This is a genomic window from Nitritalea sp. (assembly GCF_054166705.1).
Window position 1 is genome coordinate 55,249 of record NZ_JBSZCV010000007.1, and the last position, 18,143, is coordinate 73,391.

Here is an 18,143-nt window from a genome sequence, read left to right on the forward strand (position 1 = left end):
TCGGCAATCTTCCTCAGCCCTCAAATCCAGCACGGATGATGCTGCCGATCTCAGCGAGTTCCTCGCGACTAAGTTTCAATTTAGGACGTGTAAAATTAATGTCATCCATGCTGCGAAGGGGCACCAGATGCACATGCACATGCGGCACCTCCAGCCCGATCACGGCTACCCCCACCCGCGTGCAGGGAATGGTCTTATCGATGGCCTTGGCCACTTTTTTCGCGAAAACGTGCAGACCAGCGAGGACCTCGTCCTCTAGATCGAAGAGGTAGTCTACCTCCACCTTAGGAACTACGAGCACATGCCCCCTCACCAGCGGCATGATGTCTAAAAAAGCAATGTACTGCGCGTCTTCCGCAATGATTTCGGCAGGAATTTCACGCTGAATAATTTTAGTGAATAGGCTAGCCATACGTGCGTTTCGTTTAATTCTGGATGCTTGTGAAGGAAAAGGTGCTACGGGCCAACAACAACCCACCCGCTACACAAAAAAATCCCGGCCATAGCGGCACGGGACACAGGAGTTAATAGGAAATTTCGAGTACTTCGAATTCCAAAGTACCCGCTGGAGCTTTTATCTCCGCGATTTCTCCGACTGTCTTGCCTAAAAGCCCTTTGCCGAAAGGCGAGCCCAGAGAAATTTTGTTTTCTTTTAAGTTCGCCTCCTCCTCAGAAACCAAGGTATAGGCCACTGTCATGCCGTTTTTCACGTTCTTAATCTTCACTGTGCTCAAGATCCCCACCTTGGAAGTGTCCAACTTGCTGGCATCCATGATGCGGGCATTCCCGACCACTTCTTCCAACTTAGAGATTTTTAGCTCGAGCAGGCCCTGCGCATCTTTGGCAGCGTCGTATTCGGCATTTTCACTTAAATCTCCCTTGTCGCGCGCCTCCGCGATCTGCTTGGCGATGTCAGAGCGACCCTTTGTCTTTAGCTCGTGTAGCTCATCCTTAAGCTTACGCAGCCCCTCTTCGGTGTAGTATTGGATTTTTCCCATGATGTAGTATGCTGTTGTTGTCTGTAAAAATAAAAGAACGGCTCCATCGTGATGAAACCGTTTCTTGAGTAGTCTTTTATTCTGCTTTGCAAAGATAAGTAAATTACCTTCAGAAAGCAATTTTATCCGGTTTAAGCCTCCTCTCACCAGTTGTATCGAAAGGAAGCTCCTTACAGGTATGGGAGTTAAACGCAGCATGAAGAAAAAGGTTGTTTCTACAGGCCTGAAAAACCTGCCGCCTGGATTTTAGCCACCAGCACCTCATTGATTTTCGCGTAGGACTGATGCGTCCAGCCGGCCACATGTGGGCTGAAAAGCACGTTTTCTCGGGTCGCCAGCAGCTGAAACTGCTCCTGCTGCTCGGCAGAAAAGCGCTCAAAACGTTCGTTCTCCAGCACGTCCAGTACCGCCCCCTTCAGCAGCCCCTCTTGGAAGGCCTGATTTAAGGTATGGAAGGTGCTCAGCTCCCCGCGTGCAGTATTTATGAGATAAAGAGGGTTCCGGAAGCGTCGAAAAAAATCAATGTCCAGCATATTACGGGTTTCCGACGTGAGCGGCACATGCACACTCAGCACCTCAGCCCGCTCGAATAGCTCTTCCAGTTCCACCTCACGAACCTGCTCCGAGCCGAACCCCTGTTTGTATTTATCATAAGCGAGCAGCTGCACATCGAAGCCCGCTAATTTTTTGGCGAAAGCCTGCCCCATGTTGCCGAAGCCGATGATGCCGACCACCTTACCCGCCAGCTCCTCCCCTCTGTTGGCCTCCCGCTTCCAGATGCCTTTGCGCACCTGCGCATCTGCCACCATCAAGTGATTAAAAAGGGCCAGGAGCATCCCCAGGGCATGTTCCCCGACCGCGTCCTTATTTCCCTCAGCGGCATGAAAGAGTTGAATCCCTTTTGCCCGAAGGGCCTCCACATCGATCTGGTCCAGGCCTGCTCCCGCCCTGCCGATAAAGCGTAAGGCCGGCGCATGGCGCAAAAGCTCCGCATCCACTGCCGTCTTGGATCTCAAAATAAGCCCTTGATAGTGTGGGAGTTGGGATAAAATCCCCTCACGCCCTATCCGGGGCTGATAGTTGGGAAGGAAGCCTGCCGCCTCTAAAAGGGGGCCTATACTGGCATGCATTTCATCGATGATGAGCACGCGGGGGGCTGCAGAAGAGGAAGGTAGCTGCTGCGTCATGGTTAATTTAAATTTAGTAAGGACATCGCCACAGCGAAATACACGGCGAGGCCCAGTAGATCGTTCGCGGTGGTAATGAAGGGTCCCGAGGCGATGGCCGGATTTATGCCGAGGCGATCTAACACCAGCGGGGTAACCGTACCCATGAAAGAGGCTAAGAGCACCACGCAAAAGAGTGCCAGGCCGACCGTCAGGCCGAAAATCGCTTCAAAGCCATAAATGAAGACGACCACTAGAAATACGAAACTCCCCAGCACCACCCCATTTAGAACAGCCACTAGGAAGCCCTTAATAAAGCGCTGGGCGGGGCTGTCATCAAAGGCCGATTTCGCCGCCAGCGTCTGCACCACCAAGGAGGAAGACTGAATGCCGACATTGCCCCCCGTGGCCCCCACTAGCGGAATAAAAGAGGCCAAAGCCAGATACTTAGACAGGCCCTCTTCGAAAAAACCGATGATCTGAGAGCCCAGCAGGCCGCCCACCACGCCGATCAGCAGCCAGGGAAGGCGGGCCTTCGAGATGCGGAAAATGCTGTCCGACTCTTCGATATCGTCCGAGATCCCCGTCATGGCCTGCAAGTCCTCCTCGGACTGCTCTCGGATGAGGTCGAGCACATCATCCACCGTGATACGGCCCACCAGCTTGTTTTTCGCATTCACCACCGGCACCGACTCTAAGTCATACTTACGCATCACCTCTGCCACCGCCTCGCCAGGCATGTGGGAGTCCACCGAGATCAGTTCGGGCTCATAGATGGCGCTAATTTTTGTGGTGGAGGCTGAGAGAATGATTTTTTTTAGCGAGACCCTGCCCAGCAGATGCTGCTTGTTGTCGACCACATAAATCGAGTAAATCTTTTCCACCTTCTCGGCTTGGCGGCGGATTTCTTCGATGGTCTGCACCACCGTCCAGTTCTGGTTGGCCTTAATGTATTCTTTGGCCATCAGGCCGCCTGCTGTATCCTCGTCATAGCGGAGCAGATCCAGAATATTGGCTGACTTTTCCTTATCCTGCAGGTGGGCGATGATGTCTTCCCGCTCTTTAGAGCCGAGCATGTTTAAGAGGTCCACGGCATCGTCGGAGTCCATTTCCTCCACCCAGCTGGCGATTTCCACCGGATCCATCTCGCGAGCGACCTTCAGGGCGGCACTTTCTTCCAGCTCGATGAGAATGTCTGCGGCGCTGCTTTTCGGCTGAAGCCGCAAAACATACAGGGCCTCCTCCAAGCTGAGCTCGTCCAGGAGGGCGGCGATATCGGCTCCATTAACCCCCTCCAGAGACTGGGTGAGGTAGGCATGATCTTCTTGTGCGATGGCCTCACGAAGGCTTTCCAGAAATTCACGGGAAAGCTCGAAGGCTTTAAGCTGTTCCATCTGCTTCTATTTTTTGGGTGAGCTGAATAAAGTCTTGCACGCTGAGCTGCTCGGCACGGAGATCCATCACTGGATCGGAAAGCAGTGCAGCAGACAGGCCGATCGACTTGAGACAGTTGCGCAGTGTCTTGCGGCGCGTGCTGAAGCTTTGCTTCACGACCGTGAAAAACTTCTTTTCCGAGCAGGGCAGTGTGTACGTCGGCAGGCGGCGCAGGCGGATGACCCCACTCTGCACCTTGGGCGGTGGGTTAAACACGTCAGGGGGCACTGTAAACAGGTACTCCACCTCATAAAAAGCTTGTAGAAGCACCGAGAGGATGCCATAGGTTTTACTGCCTTTAGGCGCGGCGATGCGCTCGGCCACCTCCTTTTGCAGCATGCACACCACCTCGGTCACCTGGCTGCGCAACTCCAGAACACGAAAGAAGATCTGAGAAGAAATATTATATGGAAAATTCCCCGCCACTACATAGGTCCCTTGCGGCAGCGCTGCGGGGGCGAGCTTCAGGTAATCCCCGAAAAGAATGCGCCCCTCCAGCTGTGCGAAATGCCGCTGCAGGTACTCCACCGACTCGCGGTCCACCTCTACCACGCTTAGATCCCAGCCACCGTCCAGGAGAAACTGCGTCAGCACCCCCATCCCTGGCCCGATTTCCAGCACCTGCCGGGTAGCTTCATGGCCCTGCACCGCCTCGGCGATCCGCTTGGCGATGCTGAGATCGGTTAAAAAATGCTGTCCCAGATGTTTCTTCGGTCTAACCTGTGCCATGTGCTTCTTTTTGGATTTCAAGTGGCCCCATGCCCCTTCACGCCCTCAAAATTAAGGAATATAATATTATTTTGTCTAACTTGCAGCTTTATTAAATCGAAAAAGCCCGCCTTCCGAATGTGCGCCACCGAGCACTTCTTCGGCACCCGGGCCTGCGTAAGTTATGACTCAACATAAAAAGAAGCCGGTTATCGGCATTACGATCGGAGATATTAATGGTATCGGCGCGGAGGTGACCCTGAAGGCCCTGGCAGATAATCGCCTGCTGCGGCTGATGACGCCCGTCATTTACGCCCACGGAAAAGCACTGACCTTTTACCGCAAGGCCCTGCAGCTGGAGGATTTCAACTTCATGCAGGTAAAAGGTGCGGAGGCAGTACATCATAAAAAAATCAATGTGATAAATGTGGTGGAGGAAAGCCCAGAGGTTCATCCAGGGGTAGAAACCCGCGAGGCGGGCAAAATGGCCTTAGCCGCCATGGATCAGGCGATCGCAGATGCGAAAGCAGGCCTTATCGACGCCATCGTCACCGCACCTTTAAATAAACATACGATCCATACAGAGGAAAAACCCTTCGTCGGGCATACCGAATACTTTACCGAAGCCTTCGAAGCGAAGGATAGCCTGATGTTCCTCTGTGCAAATGACATGCGCGTGGGCTTAGCCACAGGACATATCCCTCTAGCACAGGTGGCGAGCGCACTGACCGAGGAGCGGCTTACGCGCAAGTTAGAGCTGATGCTCGAATCCCTTAAGACGGACTTTGGCATCGCCAAGCCGAAGGTGGCCGTGCTGGGGCTCAACCCTCATGCTGGGGAAGGTGGCGTGCTGGGACAGGAGGAACAAGAACTGATTTCCCCTGTCATCAACCGTTTCAAGGAAAACGGTGAATATGTCTTTGGCCCATATCCTGCGGATGGCTTCTTCGGCATGATGCATCAGCGCAAGTTCGACGGCGTGCTGGCCATGTACCACGACCAGGGGCTCGCACCTTTTAAGGCCTTGGCTTTCGAAAGCGGCGTCAACTTCACCGCGGGACTTTCCCTAATCCGCACATCTCCAGACCATGGCACAGCCTATAACATCGCCGGCAAGGGGATCGCTGATGAAAGCTCCATGCGGGCAGCTCTTTACCTCGCTTTAGAGGTAATCCGACACCGAAACCCTTGGGAAGAAGAAGAAGAAGAAGAGTAAAGGATGATCTGGGATCAGCAGGCCCTATCGTGACCCTATCGCCCAGGTGTGCCGCCACTACCTGTAAAATGAACCTTTAAAACAGATAACCCAACCCTCGAAAAGGCATAAAGACGCCAAAGCATCTCCGGCGCCTTAGGTAAGCTGGAGGTCGAGGCGATCCAAGTATTTCAGGAGGACTGGAAGGCATGGAAAGGTGTGATTGGAGGAGTGCCATGTACGCAGAGCCAATAAGTAACGGAAAAAGCCAGATAAGAATAAACTTTTCCTCACTTTCCTTTTCTATTTCTATAAAATTCCGCTAATTTTGCGGTCTTGAATTACAAGGAGGCAAGCGATGCGATACGAGGCAAACTTTGAAATAGACATCATCCGCTTAAAGGAAGGCGAGCATGGCTTCACCTTTACGCTAGACGATGCTTTTATCGCGCATCATGGCTTGGAAGACTGGGTAGAGCACATGAACATCCATGTGGCGCTAAAATTGCTTAAGTCAAGTACTTTATTAGAGGCGCGCTTTACCTTAAACGGTGTGGTCACCCTGCTATGTGATCGCAGCCTGATTCCCTTCGAGGAGTCCTACAGCACCACGGCGCGCATGCATTACAAGTATGGGCCAGAGGAGCGGGAGTTGGACGACGAAGTATATTTGATAATGAAAGATACCCCGAAGCTAAGCTTTGTGGATTTATTAAAAGAGTATTTTCTCCTGGGCCTTCCGGCCAAAAAAATCCATCCTGACTATCGGGATGAGATGGACGATGAGGATTTCGAGGGAGAAGGTAAAATGGTGTACTACACCGACACGTACGAGGAAGAAGCCGATGAGGAGCTGGAAACAGACACAGATGCTGCTGCCGACACGGACGAGGAGAACACCGACCCCCGCTGGGAGATATTAAAGAAATTAAAGAAAAAAGATTAATCTAAACGAGTGAAGAGATGGCACATCCTAAACGAAAAATTTCGAAAACCAGAAGAGACAAGCGCAGAACACATTATAAATTAAGTGCTCCAGGCCTTGCGAAATGTCCTACCACAGGTGAACTACACCTACCGCACCGCGCGTTTTGGTTAGACGGAAAACTTTACTATAAGGGTGAAGTGATCATGGAAAAAGAGGTCTTAGCCTAAGCTTTTCTCTTCCTTATGTATACAGGTAGCTATGTGACGCGTGCATGGCTACCTGTTTTTTTTTGGCCCCTGGCCAAAGCAGAATTCCCTATTCCCTACAGCTGATACTAAACTTCCGTTAATTCTTTGGTTATAAGCCGTTATTTTGACTATTTTTGGGGGCTAAAATAATTTCATGAACCGCTTAAATCGGGTGAGTCTTTCTAGGACCCGCTTTACCCTCTCATCCGTAGCGAAGCATTTAGAGAAGCCCAATGAAAAAAACCCGAGCAGTGATTACCGGAGTCCACGGTTGGTTACCCGATTATGTGATGACCAATAAGGAATTAGAAACCCTCGTGGACACAAATGACGAATGGATCACGACCCGAACCGGGATTAAAGAGCGCAGAATATTAAAAGGCATCGATCAAGGGACCTCTGTCATCGGGGCGGAGGCAGTAAAAGGGCTCTTAGCCAAGACGGGTACCGACCCCATGGATATCGACCTGATCATCTGCGCTACAGTTACTCCCGATATGCCCTTTCCTGCTACCGCGAACATCGTGGCAGACATGGTCGGCGCGAAAAAAAGCTACAGCTTCGATATCTCCGCTGCCTGTTCTGGTTTCTTGTATGCCCTCACCATGGGGGCGCAGTTTATCGAAACCGGCATGCATAAGAAAGTGATCGTCATCGGGGCAGATAAAATGTCCTCGATAATCGATTACCAGGACCGAGCTACCTGCATCATCTTCGGTGATGGCGGCGGGGCCGTTCTCCTAGAACCCACCGAGGAACCTGTGGGCATTATGGACTCTATCCTGCAGGCGGACGGTTCAGGGGCTAACTACCTGCACATGAAAGCAGGGGGAAGTCGTCGTCCGGCTACGGCCGAAACTGTGGCCAACCGCGAGCACTTCGCCTATCAGGAGGGCTCTACTGTATTTAAATTTGCTGTCACGAACATGGCGGAAGTGAGCGCGCGCATCATGGAGCGCAACAAGCTCACCGCCGAAGATGTGGCTTGGCTCGTTCCCCACCAAGCCAACAAGCGCATCATCGATGCAACTGCCAACCGCATGGGCGTAGGCCCCGAGAAGGTGATGATGAACATCGAACGCTATGGGAACACGACGGCGGGCACCCTTCCCCTTTGTCTTTTTGACTATGAGGCGCAGCTGCGCAAAGGGGATAATATCATTTTAGCGGCTTTCGGTGGAGGCTTCACCTGGGGCTCTATCTACCTGAAGTGGGGCTACGATCCCAAGTAATCCGTGCACGAAAAGGATTAAAAAAAAATCGGAAAACCCGACAAAAGGGGGGCTCCACTTATTCACACGCATCATCTAAACAAAAATAACCATGGCATCTACGGCAGATTTTAAAAATGGCCTTTGCTTAGTAATGAACCACGACATCTTTACGATCGTGGAATTTCAGCATGTCAAGCCTGGGAAAGGCGCCGCCTTCGTAAGAACGAAGTTGAAAAGCCTCACCAGCGGAAAAGTTCTGGATAAGACCTTTAATGCGGGAGAGAAAGTCGTCACCGCACGTGTAGAAAAGCGCCCGCATCAGTTTATCTATGCGGATGATATGGGCTACCACTTCATGGATTCGAACACCTTCGAGCAGATACCTATAGAGGAAAAGCTGATCGAACGTGCGAACCTAATGAAAGAAGGGCAGCTCGTCGACATTCTTGTGCATGCCGAGACCGAAACCCCACTAGCGGTAGAGTTACCTCCTTTCGTGGAGCTAATGATTACCTACACCGAGCCGGGTATCAAGGGCGATACGGCCACGAATGCGCTAAAACCGGCGACGGTGGAAACGGGTGCTACGGTGATGGTTCCTTTGTTCGTAGAACAGGACACCATGATTAAGGTAGACACACGCGACGGAAGTTATTCCGAACGAGTAAAATAGTACAACCTGACAGCCGAAGAGGCGTATAAATCCAAAATAACCATCTTGCCATATCGATTGGCTATACTAAACTTTAAAAACATGAAAGCAAAAGAGATTCAAGAGTTAATTGACTTTATTGCCGGCTCAGGCCTTGCTGAGGTAAAAATCGAAACGAAAGAACTAAAGTTATCTATTAAAAAATATGCGGATGCAGCGGAGGCACCTGCCGCGCCAGCAGCACCTGTGGCGGCTCCAGCTCCTGCGGCGGCTCCAGCTCCTGCGCCTGCACCGGTAGCAGCAGCTCCTGCTGAAGCGGCAGCACCTGCGGCTGCAGAAGCCCCTGTTTCTGCCAATCTTCTTGAAATCAAGTCCCCGATGATCGGAACTTTCTACCGCACGCCAAATCCAGACAGCCCTGCTTTCGCAGAGGTCGGAGACACAGTGACAGCAGGTCAGACGGTATGTATCATCGAGGCGATGAAGCTATTTAATGAAATAGAATCCGAAATCTCTGGAAAAATCGTGAAAGTGCTTGTAGAAAATGCACAGCCGGTGGAATACGACCAACCGCTCTTCCTTGTTGATCCTGCAGGTTAATTCATGTTTCATTAAATTTGACTACTGTGTTTAAAAAAATACTTATTGCCAATAGAGGAGAGATCGCTCTGCGTGTTATCCGCACGTGCAAGGAGATGGGCATCAAAACCGTAGCGGTGTATTCTACTGCAGATAAGGACAGTTTGCATGTACGCTTTGCAGACGAAGCTGTATGTATCGGTGCGGCTCCTTCGAAAGACTCCTACCTCAACATGTCGCGCATTATCGCTGCAGCAGAAATAACAAATGCAGACGCGATTCACCCGGGCTATGGCTTCCTTTCTGAAAACGCTGAATTTTCGCGTATTTGCCAAGAGCAGGGGATCAAGTTTATCGGTGCAAGCCCAGAGATGATCCAAAAGATGGGCGACAAGGCCACCGCGAAAGCTACGATGAAAGAGGCTGGCGTTCCGACCATTCCGGGCTCAGAAGGGCTCTTAGATTCCATCGAGCAAGGAATGAAAATCGCCGAGGAAATGGGCTATCCTGTGATCCTAAAAGCTACTGCAGGCGGTGGTGGAAAAGGCATGCGCATCGTGAACGACCCTTCGGAGTTTAAAAAAGCTTGGGACTCTGCACGCCAAGAAGCAGCGGCGGCCTTCGGCAATGATGGTTTATATTTAGAAAAATTCGTGGAAGAGCCTCGTCACATCGAAATCCAAATCATCGGAGATTCGACTGGACGCGCTTGCCACCTTTCCGAAAGAGACTGCTCCATCCAAAGAAGGCATCAAAAGCTCGTAGAAGAGACGCCAAGTCCTTTTATGACTGATGAACTTCGTGAAAAAATGGGCGCAGCAGCGATTAAGGGTGCTGAGGCTATCGGATATGAAGGTGCTGGTACGATCGAGTTCCTAGTGGATAAGTACCGCAACTTCTACTTCATGGAAATGAATACACGTATCCAGGTAGAGCATCCGATCACAGAAGAGGTGACCGATTTCGATCTAATCAAGGAACAGATTAAAGTTGCGGCAGGAGAAAAAATCTCTGGTAAAAACTACTTCCCGAAGCTTTACGCGATGGAATGTCGCATCAATGCGGAGGATCCTGCAAATGGTTTCCGCCCTTCCCCAGGACGTATCAACAATCTCCACCTTCCAGGTGGGCGTGGGGTGCGTGTGGATAGCCATGTGTATGCTGGTTATGTGATTCCACCGAATTACGATTCCATGATCGCGAAACTGATCGTTTCTGGTCAGTCTCGAGATGAGGTGATCGTCCGCATGAAGCGTGCCTTAGAGGAATTTGTGATCGATGGTATCAAGACCACCATCCCTTTCCATATCGCGCTGATGGAAGACGAGCAGTTTAAAGCCGGTGACTTCACCACGAAGTTCCTCGATACCTTTGACTTCTCTGTCTTGAAAAAATAAGCACGTTTTCCCGCTGCCCCAGTCGGGGCGAAAGGTTTGAAAACAGACCTTTCAGCAGGAATAAGGCAAAAATACGGACGGCTGGTGTTCCCATCAGCCGTCTTTTTTATGCCTCTACCCTACTCTCCACCGTTTAATCAACGAAAATCTTTTTTGCCTCAAGTTGAAATCCCTACGTGCACAGCCACCTACTCCAGCGCGGCAGTGCCTACCCGGATCACAGGTTTTTCTCCTAAGGCTTATGGACAGCACAGCAGGCGACAACACAAAAGAGTCCGCTGCTCGCTTTCTGCTACGATCCACCTGAACCTCCTACACGCTAAGTCAAAATGCCTGATTCCACAAGCCCTTCCTTAAGACCAAAATACTGGATTTTACGCGACCTTCCTTAACCCCAAAACACCCGATTTTACAAGACCTTCCTCGACCCCAAAATACCCCGATTCTACGAGACTTTCCTTAAGCCCAAAATACCCGATTCAATGAGACCTTTCTTGTTTTCGAATGCAAATGCATAAAATCCTATACCTGTCTGCGGATGAATGCTTCCAGAGCTTTTTTAACTCGGGGCTTAGTCTTGCAGATCTTCCGCTACAATTTCGAGCAGCCGTTGATTATCGGGATGCTCCTGAAAACGATTAAACTCTAAAAAATACCCACCCGGATCTGTTCCCACAAATGCCGTATAGCGGTCTTCACTACCCACATACCATGCTTGATGAAGCGGAAAAGGAGAATGTGCCTGCACATAAGCATACCAAGCTTCCAAATCGGCTACCAAAAATGCGATACTGGCGCCTTTTTTTTCTGAAAAGCGATGCATGCCCCGACGTTCATCTACGAGTCCGATGTACCCCGTTTCAGAAGCTTGATAGACCTTTGCCCAACCTTGGTCCACGCGTAGCGGCAGCCCCATCGTTTCAGCGTAAAACAGGGAAGCTTCCTGCAGATCCTCATAGTAGGCCCAGTAGACTGCACCGTAAAATCCTTTTCGGGTACTGCTCCCCTCCGACTGCAGCGCTAAAGGAGCATAGCGCCGCAGCTGCGGCAGCAGTACTTCATTTTCAGGATGCTGCTTGAAGGTTTCAAACTCCAGTAAGTATCCCTCGGGATCCACTGCCACAAATCCATCATGAGCAGCCCCCTCCTTCGGCTTGTAAGGATACTTGATAGCAACTCCTTCAGCTTGCAGGTAGGCATACCATTCTGGAAGCTCGTCTGTAAGCAGTGCGATGGCCACAGTCTTTGGCTCATCAGCAGCATGTCGGCCGACAGCGGCATCCACAAGCGTTAGAAAAGCGTCTTGAGCGATTCGAAAGGTCTTCGCAAACACATAGTCTGAAACTTTTTCCAAGCCAAGCAGCTCACCGTAAAACCGTTCTGCTGCGGCCAAATCCTCGTAGTATAAAAATATATTCGTTCCCTGGATACCAAAATCGGGCAGACTCCGAAAAGTAGTGTTTTGGGCCAAAAGCGTATGTACATACGGGGTAGAATATCCAAGTAGGCGCCCGAAGCGCCGCGCTACTTCGTTTCCTTCCAGCTGCTCTTGGTGTGCTTTTAAGTCCAAATAAGCGGCGAGCGCGTTGCCCTTATACACCAGCAGTACCTCACGCTCTGGCCCCGCACCCTCTGGAAACAAGTGCGTACGGATCAGTTCAGGCTCACGGTAAAGCTGAACACCTGCGTCCTCTGCCATGCGCGAAGCTTCTTCCCAGATTTCTTCTAGCTCTGCTGCAGTCATCGGCGCACTGATCGCCAAGGGCTTAACCTCCGCCACCACCATCTCTATAAAAGCCGCTAATTGGCCCAGCCTTTTGTCCTTTTCGCTAGTTGACTGACAGCCTATAAGTAAGACACAAAAGACAAGGGGTAGCACGTTTTTCATAGCAAAGGTATTTCTGCATAAGATACACGATTCCTCTAAAATCTGCTAGCACTTCTCGTAAGAAGTGCTAGCAGAAGTAAGCATTAGCAGGCATCGCTGGACAGCTAACAGCTCAGCACCGGCTATTCAGTACCCTGCTCGGGAAAGGCGATGTGGAGCTTACGCTGAAATGGATCCAAAATAAAGAGGGAAGACTCTCGTATGATTTGATTCCCTAAAAGGACATCAGTTTCAAAATCTCCCTCTATTTCCTTTAGAAGTGCTTCTGCTATGCGCTGACCCAGAAAAGGGTAATCCAACACAGTTTCCTCCTTACATTCCAAAGCAAGTGCCGCTGCAGAAGCTAGATGCAAACCTGCCTCTTGTTGCGCATGTGCCTCGGATTCTTCCAAGTGCTCCTCCGTGTGTGGCAAAACCCTGCTTAACAAACTGGCATTACGGGAACTAAACTGAGCCCGCAGGGGACGGTCGGAAGGATCTTTTAGCTCCACCACCATATAGCCCGGAGCCCCGGAGGTTTCATAGGCCAAGGTAACCGCACCCGCTGGCGCCTGCACTTCGCGCCTTTGCGCCGTAACCTCTCGCGTTTGTTGATCGAAACGCCAAGCTAATTCCTGAATAACATGTAAGCCCAGTACGCCATCATAAGCCGTAAAATCGAAAAATCCATTTTCGGCTTTAGCGACTACTGCCTCCACAGAATCTAAGCGAACACCTCCCACCTGAAAATCAAGTAAATAGACCACATCGCTAGGAATTCCATTCATACGCGTCTGACGATGCGGAGTTAAGCCCTGTCTTTCGACGAAATCCTGTTGAATAAGCGTCACCTCCGAGTCCGTGGCGAAAGACAGGGTCGCTGCTCCTCCCGAGGCACGTACATCGAGAACCAGCTCTTGCCGCTCATTGATTGTATACGTACTCGGCACATGCTCCTTACAAGCAACACAGGCCACCCAGACAGATAAAAACATTAATTTACGCATAGCATGAAGAAATTAGTGAGCTGCCTTTCGGCAGCTCAAATGAAACATTATTTAGAAGTATGACCACGCTCTACTGTTACAGTAACCGTGCAGTCTGTACAGTTCACATTGACCGAACTTGACCCCGGTTGATTCGTACCTGTTTGCTTATTGTTTTCACAACTAGACAAAAGAAGTGCGGCACCAGCGAGTACTAGAAGCGGAAGGATTCCACCATGGATATCTTGCAGCTCATTTTCATGTAGTATTTGCATAAGAAAAAAAAATTAAGTTAACGAAGTTGTACATGATTCATGACAAAAAAATTAAGTTTACGCAACATTTCTGGCTGCTACTTTCACCGAACAATACATAGAAGCACCTAGCGCGCATAGGGCAATTATCTATTGCCCGCTGTAAAAGTACCGCCCTTCCGCCCACAAAAGAGGACGAATAAAAAAAGCAGCCCAAAAATTTTAGGCTGCACCTTTCGGAGTGAACTAGCACTAGATGGGGTCTCACTATCTTTTATCCACAAGGCCTCACTCCTCCATGGCAATCGTTACCTGCTGACCCGCTTTAAGCTCATCGGAAGCCCTGCTGAGTAAAATATCTCCTGCAGCTAAATTACCGAAAATCTCTGTTCTGCCTCCTTTCGAAATCCCCGTGCGCACATCCACCCACTCCAAGGCGGCATCACGCACTCGGATCACAAATTTCCGTTCTAAGGTCGTGGCCACTGCAGCAGTCGGCACCACGAAAGACTCCTCTGCTCGCTTTAACTGAAGGTCCACCTGCGCATACATACCGGGTAATAAGTGGCCTTCCTTATTTTCGAATTCATATTCCCAGATTTCAGTGCGCGTCTGCGGATGGATGCTACCCGATTTGCGCGCCAGTCTCGCCGTAAATTCACTTTGGCGCAAGCCGTCCACCTGAAAGGCAAGCGTTTCCGAGTCAGGAAGGGCCTGCACGTACGCCTCCGGAACATGCACACGCACGCGCAACTTATCAGGATGCTCCACAATCAGCAACACATTTTCAGGTCGAGGGGCAGCAAAATCCCCAGGATCTACCGACCGCCCCGTTACGATACCATCAAAAGGTGCGCGTATCCGCAGGTAGTCTTGCTGCTCCCGGTAGCTCTGGGCTAAGAGCCGGGCCGCCTGCCAATGCGCGCTGTCGGCTTGAAAATTACCCCTTAAAGAGGTGAGTGCCGCCTCCGCCACAGTGCCTTCCGTACGAGAAGCACGCAGTGTCCGAAGGTACTGATCCTCCGAAGCGCGGTAGCGTGCCTCCGCCTCCAAAAGCCGTGCTTCAGCTTCTGCTGTTTTACTATTTACCTCAGGAGCATCCAGTAACAGGAGCTCCTGTCCCTTTTTCACCCGATCTCCGATATCCACATGCACACGCTGCACATAGGCATCTACCTTCGTGAAGAGCTCGGCACGCTCATAAGCCAAAAGCTCGGCAGGAAGCCGAAGTTCGATAGCGACTGCTTCCTTTTTCAGAAGAAAGGCAGCACGCACCTCCTCCGGGGCATCCTCCTGAGGGGCATCTCCCTGACAAGCCATCAGCGGCAGGAGAAGTAGGAACGTGAAAAGGGAGTAAAAAGACTGCTGCATACGATCAGGAATTATCTTGGAAATAAACACTGCCAGTATCTGTTGGGTGAAGAGAAGGACTTTGATAGGGGCGTTTTCCTACCAGATGATGATAGACCAAAGGCAGGAAAAATAATGTACTAAACAGGGAAAACAACAGGCCGCCGATAACCGCTACTCCAAGCGGTGCGATTTGATCACCGCCTTCGCCGAAGCCCAATGCCATAGGGCTTACTCCGACAATCATGGTCAGGCTGGTCATGAGTATGGGCCGCACGCGGTCTTCTGCCGCTAAACGATAGGCCTGAGAGGATCCAGACTTGCGTAAATCCTCTGCTCGTGTGACGAACAAGATGGCATTGGCCACCGCCACCCCTACTGCCATGATCATCCCCATGTAGGACTGGATGTTTAGCGTATGTCCGGTGAGCAAAAGAAATACCAAGGAGCCACCCACCACCGCAGGTACTAAAATCAGGATGACGGCCGCAGAGCGAAAGGACTGAAAACTCGCTGCCAGCATCAGCAGGATAACCACGATGGCGATGAAAAGCCCCTGCTGCAGCTCCCGAGTTGTCTGACCGAGCAAATCTACCTGCCCTTTCTGGACGATTTCCACCCCTGCTGGCAAATCTCCCAGTGCCTCGATGGCTGTATCCAGACGCTTTACGGCTGAGCCTAAATCGGTCGCATGGATATTCGCTGTCACCGTTACATAGCGCTGCTGATTTAGGCGCTCATAGGCAGCAGGTGTTTTCAAGGTCTCAAACTGCGCCACATCGCGCAAAAACACCTTTTGTCCACCACGGCTGGTGATGGGCACCATTTCCACATCCGACTGATTCGCTACCAAATACTGTGGATACTCGACCTGCACCTGATACGCTACTGCTGATTCTGGGTCGCGCCAGTAATTGGGCGCTGTAAATCGGCTGGAAGAGGTGGCCGTCACTAGAGCCTCCGAAATTTCCTGCACGGTGAGCCCCAGCTGCCCCGCCTTCACCCGGTCAATGTTGACTTTTAAGGTCGGATAATCCAGCGGTGTGGCCACCTGCACATCCCGAAAGGCTGGATCCCCGCTCAGCTGCTGGCTCAAATCCCGGGCGACAGCATAGGAACTGCCTAGATTTTTTCCTAAAATGGCTACCTCTATTGGATTATTTGCTCCTAAGTTGAGCACCTGATCGACTAAGTCCCCTGGCTCGAAAGAAATTTTTGCCTCGGGCATCTCCTCACGCACCCGCGCACGCAGCCGCTCTTTAAACTCCTCTATGCGAATGCCGGCATGCTTTTTTAAATTAATCCGCGTAACAGATTCGTGTGGACCGCTGGTCCAAAGGTGAATCAAGTTGACCGGAAAGCTGGAAGGCTGTGTGCCTACAAAGGCCGAGCTGATGTCTATATTTCCGGTCCCCACCACCTCTTCTGCCAGGGCCAAGAGCTTTTGGGTGGCTTCCTCCGTGCGCTCTAAGCGGGTACCTGTCTCCAGTCGTAAGCGAACGACTGCCTGGCCGGCATCCACCTTCGGGAAGATATCCAAGCCGATAAGGGCGAATCCCCCAATAAAAATTCCCGTAGCGACGAAAAAGTAAAGCGAAAGCGTTCTAACGTGATGATTCTCGAAGGCCTCCAGACGCCGCAAGTAGCGTGCCCGGAAACGATCAAATCGCGGTGACTCGGCTTCCACACCTTTCGCGCTCATGAGCCAAATGGCCAAGACCGGTACCAAAGTCATCGAAATCAGGAAGGAAGCGATCATGGCAAAACCTACAGCCAGCGCCATGGGTAAAAACATCCCTTGCGGTACGCCCGACATAAAAAATGCCGGCGCAAATACAGCCAGGATGCTAAACAGGATCAAAAGCTTAGGCGTCACGATCTCCTTACTGGCCGCGACTATGGCGGGCACTCTCTTTTTACCCATTTCCATATGTCGGTGGATATTTTCGATCGTAACAGTGGCCTCATCCACCAAGATCCCGATAGAGAGGGCTAAGCCGCCCAAAGTCATAATGTTTACCGTCTGACCGACGAGCTTCAGCAGAATAAGCGAGCTCAACAAAGCGATGGGGATCGTAAGCACCACGATTAGGGCTCCTCTGCGGTCTCCTAAAAAAAGAAAGATCATGAACCCTGTCAGCAGGGCGCCTAGGCCACCCTCAAAGAGCACATTGCGCAGCGAATAAATCACATAGCCTGACTGATCGAAGGCATACGACACCTGAATATCCTCCGGAATGGCAGCCTGCATGCGAGGTAAGGCTGCTTTTACATTTTTGACCACCTCCCAAGTGGAAGCATCGGCACGCTTTGTGACGGGAATGTACACGGAACGGGCTCCATTAACAAGTGCATAACCTGTGGTGACATCAGAGGCTATCGCTATCTCAGCCACATCTTTTAAATAAACGGCTGCACCATGTCCTAGGGTCAGCGGAATATTTTCAAAATCCGTGATGCTCTCCGCCACCGCATTCGTTGGCGTAAGCAGCATCTCATCTCCCTGGCGTAAATTACCAGCTGGGCTAATCACATTATACTTCGCCAGCGCTGCTACCACCTCATCGGGACTAAAGGCATAGCGCTGCATTTTTTCAGGATCAAGCCTCACGATTACTGACTTCGCACTCCCCCCGAAGGGTGGCGGCGCAGAAACTCCCGGCAAGGTAGAAAACATAGGACGCACATTAAAGAGCGCGAGATCGGAAATCTCCCCTAAGGTGCGTGTCTCCGAGGAAAAAATCAATTGCCCCACCGGCACAGAGCCGGCATCAAAGCGCGTAATAAAGGGCGGTACTGTTCCGGGAGGCATAAAAGCACGAGAGCGATTCACATACCCGACCACTTCAGCTGCTGCCTGACTCATGTCTGTCCCTTCATGAAAAATGATTTTGATAAGCGCATTCCCCTGTACCGACTTCGACTCCACCGCTTTTACGCCTGTCACATACAGAAAATGATACTCGTAATAATTCGTCACAAAGGACTCCATCTGATCTGGAGACAGTCCTCCATAAGGCTGCGCCACATAGATGGTCGGCAGGCCGAATGTCGGGAAAATGTCGATCTTCATGGAACGGATAGCCAAATAAGAGAAGACCGCGATGGCCAGCAGGGCGACCATGACAGTAATGGGTTTGCGAAGGGCTCCGTCTATTAATTGCATA

The 18,143-nt window shown here is 51.1% G+C and carries 16 protein-coding genes; 7 read left to right on the forward strand and 9 right to left on the reverse strand.

Annotated features, from left to right (window positions below):
* Positions 1-13 precede the first annotated feature (13 nt).
* The 5 genes from ACXIT9_RS03565 to rsmA form a co-directional block, all read right to left on the reverse strand.
* Positions 14-412: an HIT family protein gene (locus ACXIT9_RS03565; RefSeq protein ID WP_458054875.1), complete on the reverse strand. Its 399-nt coding sequence runs from the start codon at positions 410-412 to the stop codon at positions 14-16.
* Positions 413-524: 112 nt separating this feature from the next.
* The gene (greA, locus tag ACXIT9_RS03570) at positions 525-998 is read right to left on the reverse strand and encodes a transcription elongation factor GreA (RefSeq protein WP_458054876.1); all 474 of its coding nucleotides are present in this window, start codon (positions 996-998) and stop codon (positions 525-527) included.
* A gap of 215 nt (positions 999-1,213) precedes the next feature.
* A complete protein-coding gene (locus tag ACXIT9_RS03575) occupies positions 1,214-2,185 on the reverse strand; it encodes an NAD(P)-dependent oxidoreductase (protein WP_458054877.1) in 972 nt (323 codons plus the stop codon).
* 2 nt (positions 2,186-2,187) lie between these two features.
* A complete protein-coding gene (gene mgtE, locus ACXIT9_RS03580; protein ID WP_458054878.1) occupies positions 2,188-3,558 on the reverse strand; it encodes a magnesium transporter in 1,371 nt (456 codons plus the stop codon).
* Entirely contained in the window at positions 3,545-4,327 is a 783-nt protein-coding gene (gene rsmA, locus ACXIT9_RS03585) for a 16S rRNA (adenine(1518)-N(6)/adenine(1519)-N(6))-dimethyltransferase RsmA (RefSeq protein WP_458054879.1), read from the reverse strand. The genes mgtE and rsmA overlap by 14 nt, the downstream gene beginning before the upstream one ends.
* A 163-nt stretch (positions 4,328-4,490) precedes the next feature.
* On the opposite strand from rsmA, the gene pdxA reads away from it, so the two are divergent.
* The 7 genes from pdxA to accC all read left to right on the forward strand — a co-directional run bounded on the left by pdxA (position 4,491) and on the right by accC (position 10,519).
* A complete protein-coding gene (pdxA, locus tag ACXIT9_RS03590) occupies positions 4,491-5,522 on the forward strand; it encodes a 4-hydroxythreonine-4-phosphate dehydrogenase PdxA (RefSeq protein ID WP_458054880.1) in 1,032 nt (343 codons plus the stop codon).
* Positions 5,523-5,859: 337 nt separating this feature from the next.
* Entirely contained in the window at positions 5,860-6,447 is a 588-nt protein-coding gene (locus ACXIT9_RS03595; RefSeq protein ID WP_458054881.1) for a YceD family protein, read from the forward strand.
* A 17-nt stretch (positions 6,448-6,464) separates the two neighbouring features.
* The gene (rpmF, locus tag ACXIT9_RS03600) at positions 6,465-6,656 is read left to right on the forward strand and encodes a 50S ribosomal protein L32 (protein ID WP_458054882.1); all 192 of its coding nucleotides are present in this window, start codon (positions 6,465-6,467) and stop codon (positions 6,654-6,656) included.
* 254 nt (positions 6,657-6,910) lie between these two features.
* Complete coding sequence (locus ACXIT9_RS03605) at positions 6,911-7,909, forward strand: beta-ketoacyl-ACP synthase III (RefSeq protein WP_458054883.1); 999 nt, start codon at positions 6,911-6,913, stop codon at positions 7,907-7,909.
* A 91-nt stretch (positions 7,910-8,000) separates the two neighbouring features.
* Positions 8,001-8,564, forward strand: a complete 564-nt coding sequence (gene efp / locus ACXIT9_RS03610; protein WP_458054884.1) for an elongation factor P — start codon at positions 8,001-8,003, stop codon at positions 8,562-8,564.
* An 81-nt stretch (positions 8,565-8,645) separates the two neighbouring features.
* Complete coding sequence (gene accB / locus ACXIT9_RS03615; RefSeq protein ID WP_458054885.1) at positions 8,646-9,143, forward strand: acetyl-CoA carboxylase biotin carboxyl carrier protein; 498 nt, start codon at positions 8,646-8,648, stop codon at positions 9,141-9,143.
* 26 nt (positions 9,144-9,169) lie between these two features.
* Positions 9,170-10,519 (forward strand): acetyl-CoA carboxylase biotin carboxylase subunit, encoded by a 1,350-nt coding sequence (accC, locus tag ACXIT9_RS03620; protein ID WP_458054886.1) that lies wholly within the window; start codon positions 9,170-9,172, stop codon positions 10,517-10,519.
* A gap of 571 nt (positions 10,520-11,090) precedes the next feature.
* Here the strand turns inward: accC and ACXIT9_RS03625 are convergent.
* The 4 genes from ACXIT9_RS03625 to ACXIT9_RS03640 all read right to left on the reverse strand — a co-directional run bounded on the left by ACXIT9_RS03625 (position 11,091) and on the right by ACXIT9_RS03640 (position 18,142).
* Positions 11,091-12,407, reverse strand: a complete 1,317-nt coding sequence (locus ACXIT9_RS03625; protein WP_458054887.1) for a VOC family protein — start codon at positions 12,405-12,407, stop codon at positions 11,091-11,093.
* Positions 12,408-12,529: 122 nt separating this feature from the next.
* Positions 12,530-13,393 (reverse strand): hypothetical protein, encoded by an 864-nt coding sequence (locus tag ACXIT9_RS03630; RefSeq protein ID WP_458054888.1) that lies wholly within the window; start codon positions 13,391-13,393, stop codon positions 12,530-12,532.
* A 521-nt stretch (positions 13,394-13,914) separates the two neighbouring features.
* Positions 13,915-14,997 carry an efflux RND transporter periplasmic adaptor subunit gene (locus ACXIT9_RS03635; RefSeq protein WP_458054889.1) on the reverse strand — a complete coding sequence of 361 codons (1,083 nt, stop codon included), beginning with the start codon at positions 14,995-14,997 and terminating at the stop codon, positions 13,915-13,917.
* Positions 14,998-15,001: 4 nt separating this feature from the next.
* A complete protein-coding gene (locus ACXIT9_RS03640) occupies positions 15,002-18,142 on the reverse strand; it encodes an efflux RND transporter permease subunit (RefSeq protein WP_458054890.1) in 3,141 nt (1,046 codons plus the stop codon).
* Between the last annotated feature and the right edge of the window lies 1 nt (position 18,143).

Bases quoted from the DNA above. Each gene is read 5' to 3' on its own strand.
- ACXIT9_RS03635 (WP_458054889.1), bottom strand. From the start codon at position 14,997: ATGCAGCAGTCTTTTTACTCCCTTTTCACGTTCCTACTTCTCCTGCCG.
- rsmA (WP_458054879.1), bottom strand. From the start codon at position 4,327: ATGGCACAGGTTAGACCGAAGAAACATCTGGGACAGCATTTTTTAACC.
- ACXIT9_RS03565 (WP_458054875.1), bottom strand. From the start codon at position 412: ATGGCTAGCCTATTCACTAAAATTATTCAGCGTGAAATTCCTGCCGAA.
- rpmF (WP_458054882.1), top strand. From the start codon at position 6,465: ATGGCACATCCTAAACGAAAAATTTCGAAAACCAGAAGAGACAAGCGC.
- greA (WP_458054876.1), bottom strand. From the start codon at position 998: ATGGGAAAAATCCAATACTACACCGAAGAGGGGCTGCGTAAGCTTAAG.
- mgtE (WP_458054878.1), bottom strand. From the start codon at position 3,558: ATGGAACAGCTTAAAGCCTTCGAGCTTTCCCGTGAATTTCTGGAAAGC.
- ACXIT9_RS03640 (WP_458054890.1), bottom strand. From the start codon at position 18,142: ATGCAATTAATAGACGGAGCCCTTCGCAAACCCATTACTGTCATGGTC.
- ACXIT9_RS03575 (WP_458054877.1), bottom strand. From the start codon at position 2,185: ATGACGCAGCAGCTACCTTCCTCTTCTGCAGCCCCCCGCGTGCTCATC.
- ACXIT9_RS03605 (WP_458054883.1), top strand. From the start codon at position 6,911: ATGAAAAAAACCCGAGCAGTGATTACCGGAGTCCACGGTTGGTTACCC.
- ACXIT9_RS03595 (WP_458054881.1), top strand. From the start codon at position 5,860: ATGCGATACGAGGCAAACTTTGAAATAGACATCATCCGCTTAAAGGAA.
- ACXIT9_RS03625 (WP_458054887.1), bottom strand. From the start codon at position 12,407: ATGAAAAACGTGCTACCCCTTGTCTTTTGTGTCTTACTTATAGGCTGT.
- pdxA (WP_458054880.1), top strand. From the start codon at position 4,491: ATGACTCAACATAAAAAGAAGCCGGTTATCGGCATTACGATCGGAGAT.
- efp (WP_458054884.1), top strand. From the start codon at position 8,001: ATGGCATCTACGGCAGATTTTAAAAATGGCCTTTGCTTAGTAATGAAC.
- ACXIT9_RS03630 (WP_458054888.1), bottom strand. From the start codon at position 13,393: ATGCGTAAATTAATGTTTTTATCTGTCTGGGTGGCCTGTGTTGCTTGT.
- accB (WP_458054885.1), top strand. From the start codon at position 8,646: ATGAAAGCAAAAGAGATTCAAGAGTTAATTGACTTTATTGCCGGCTCA.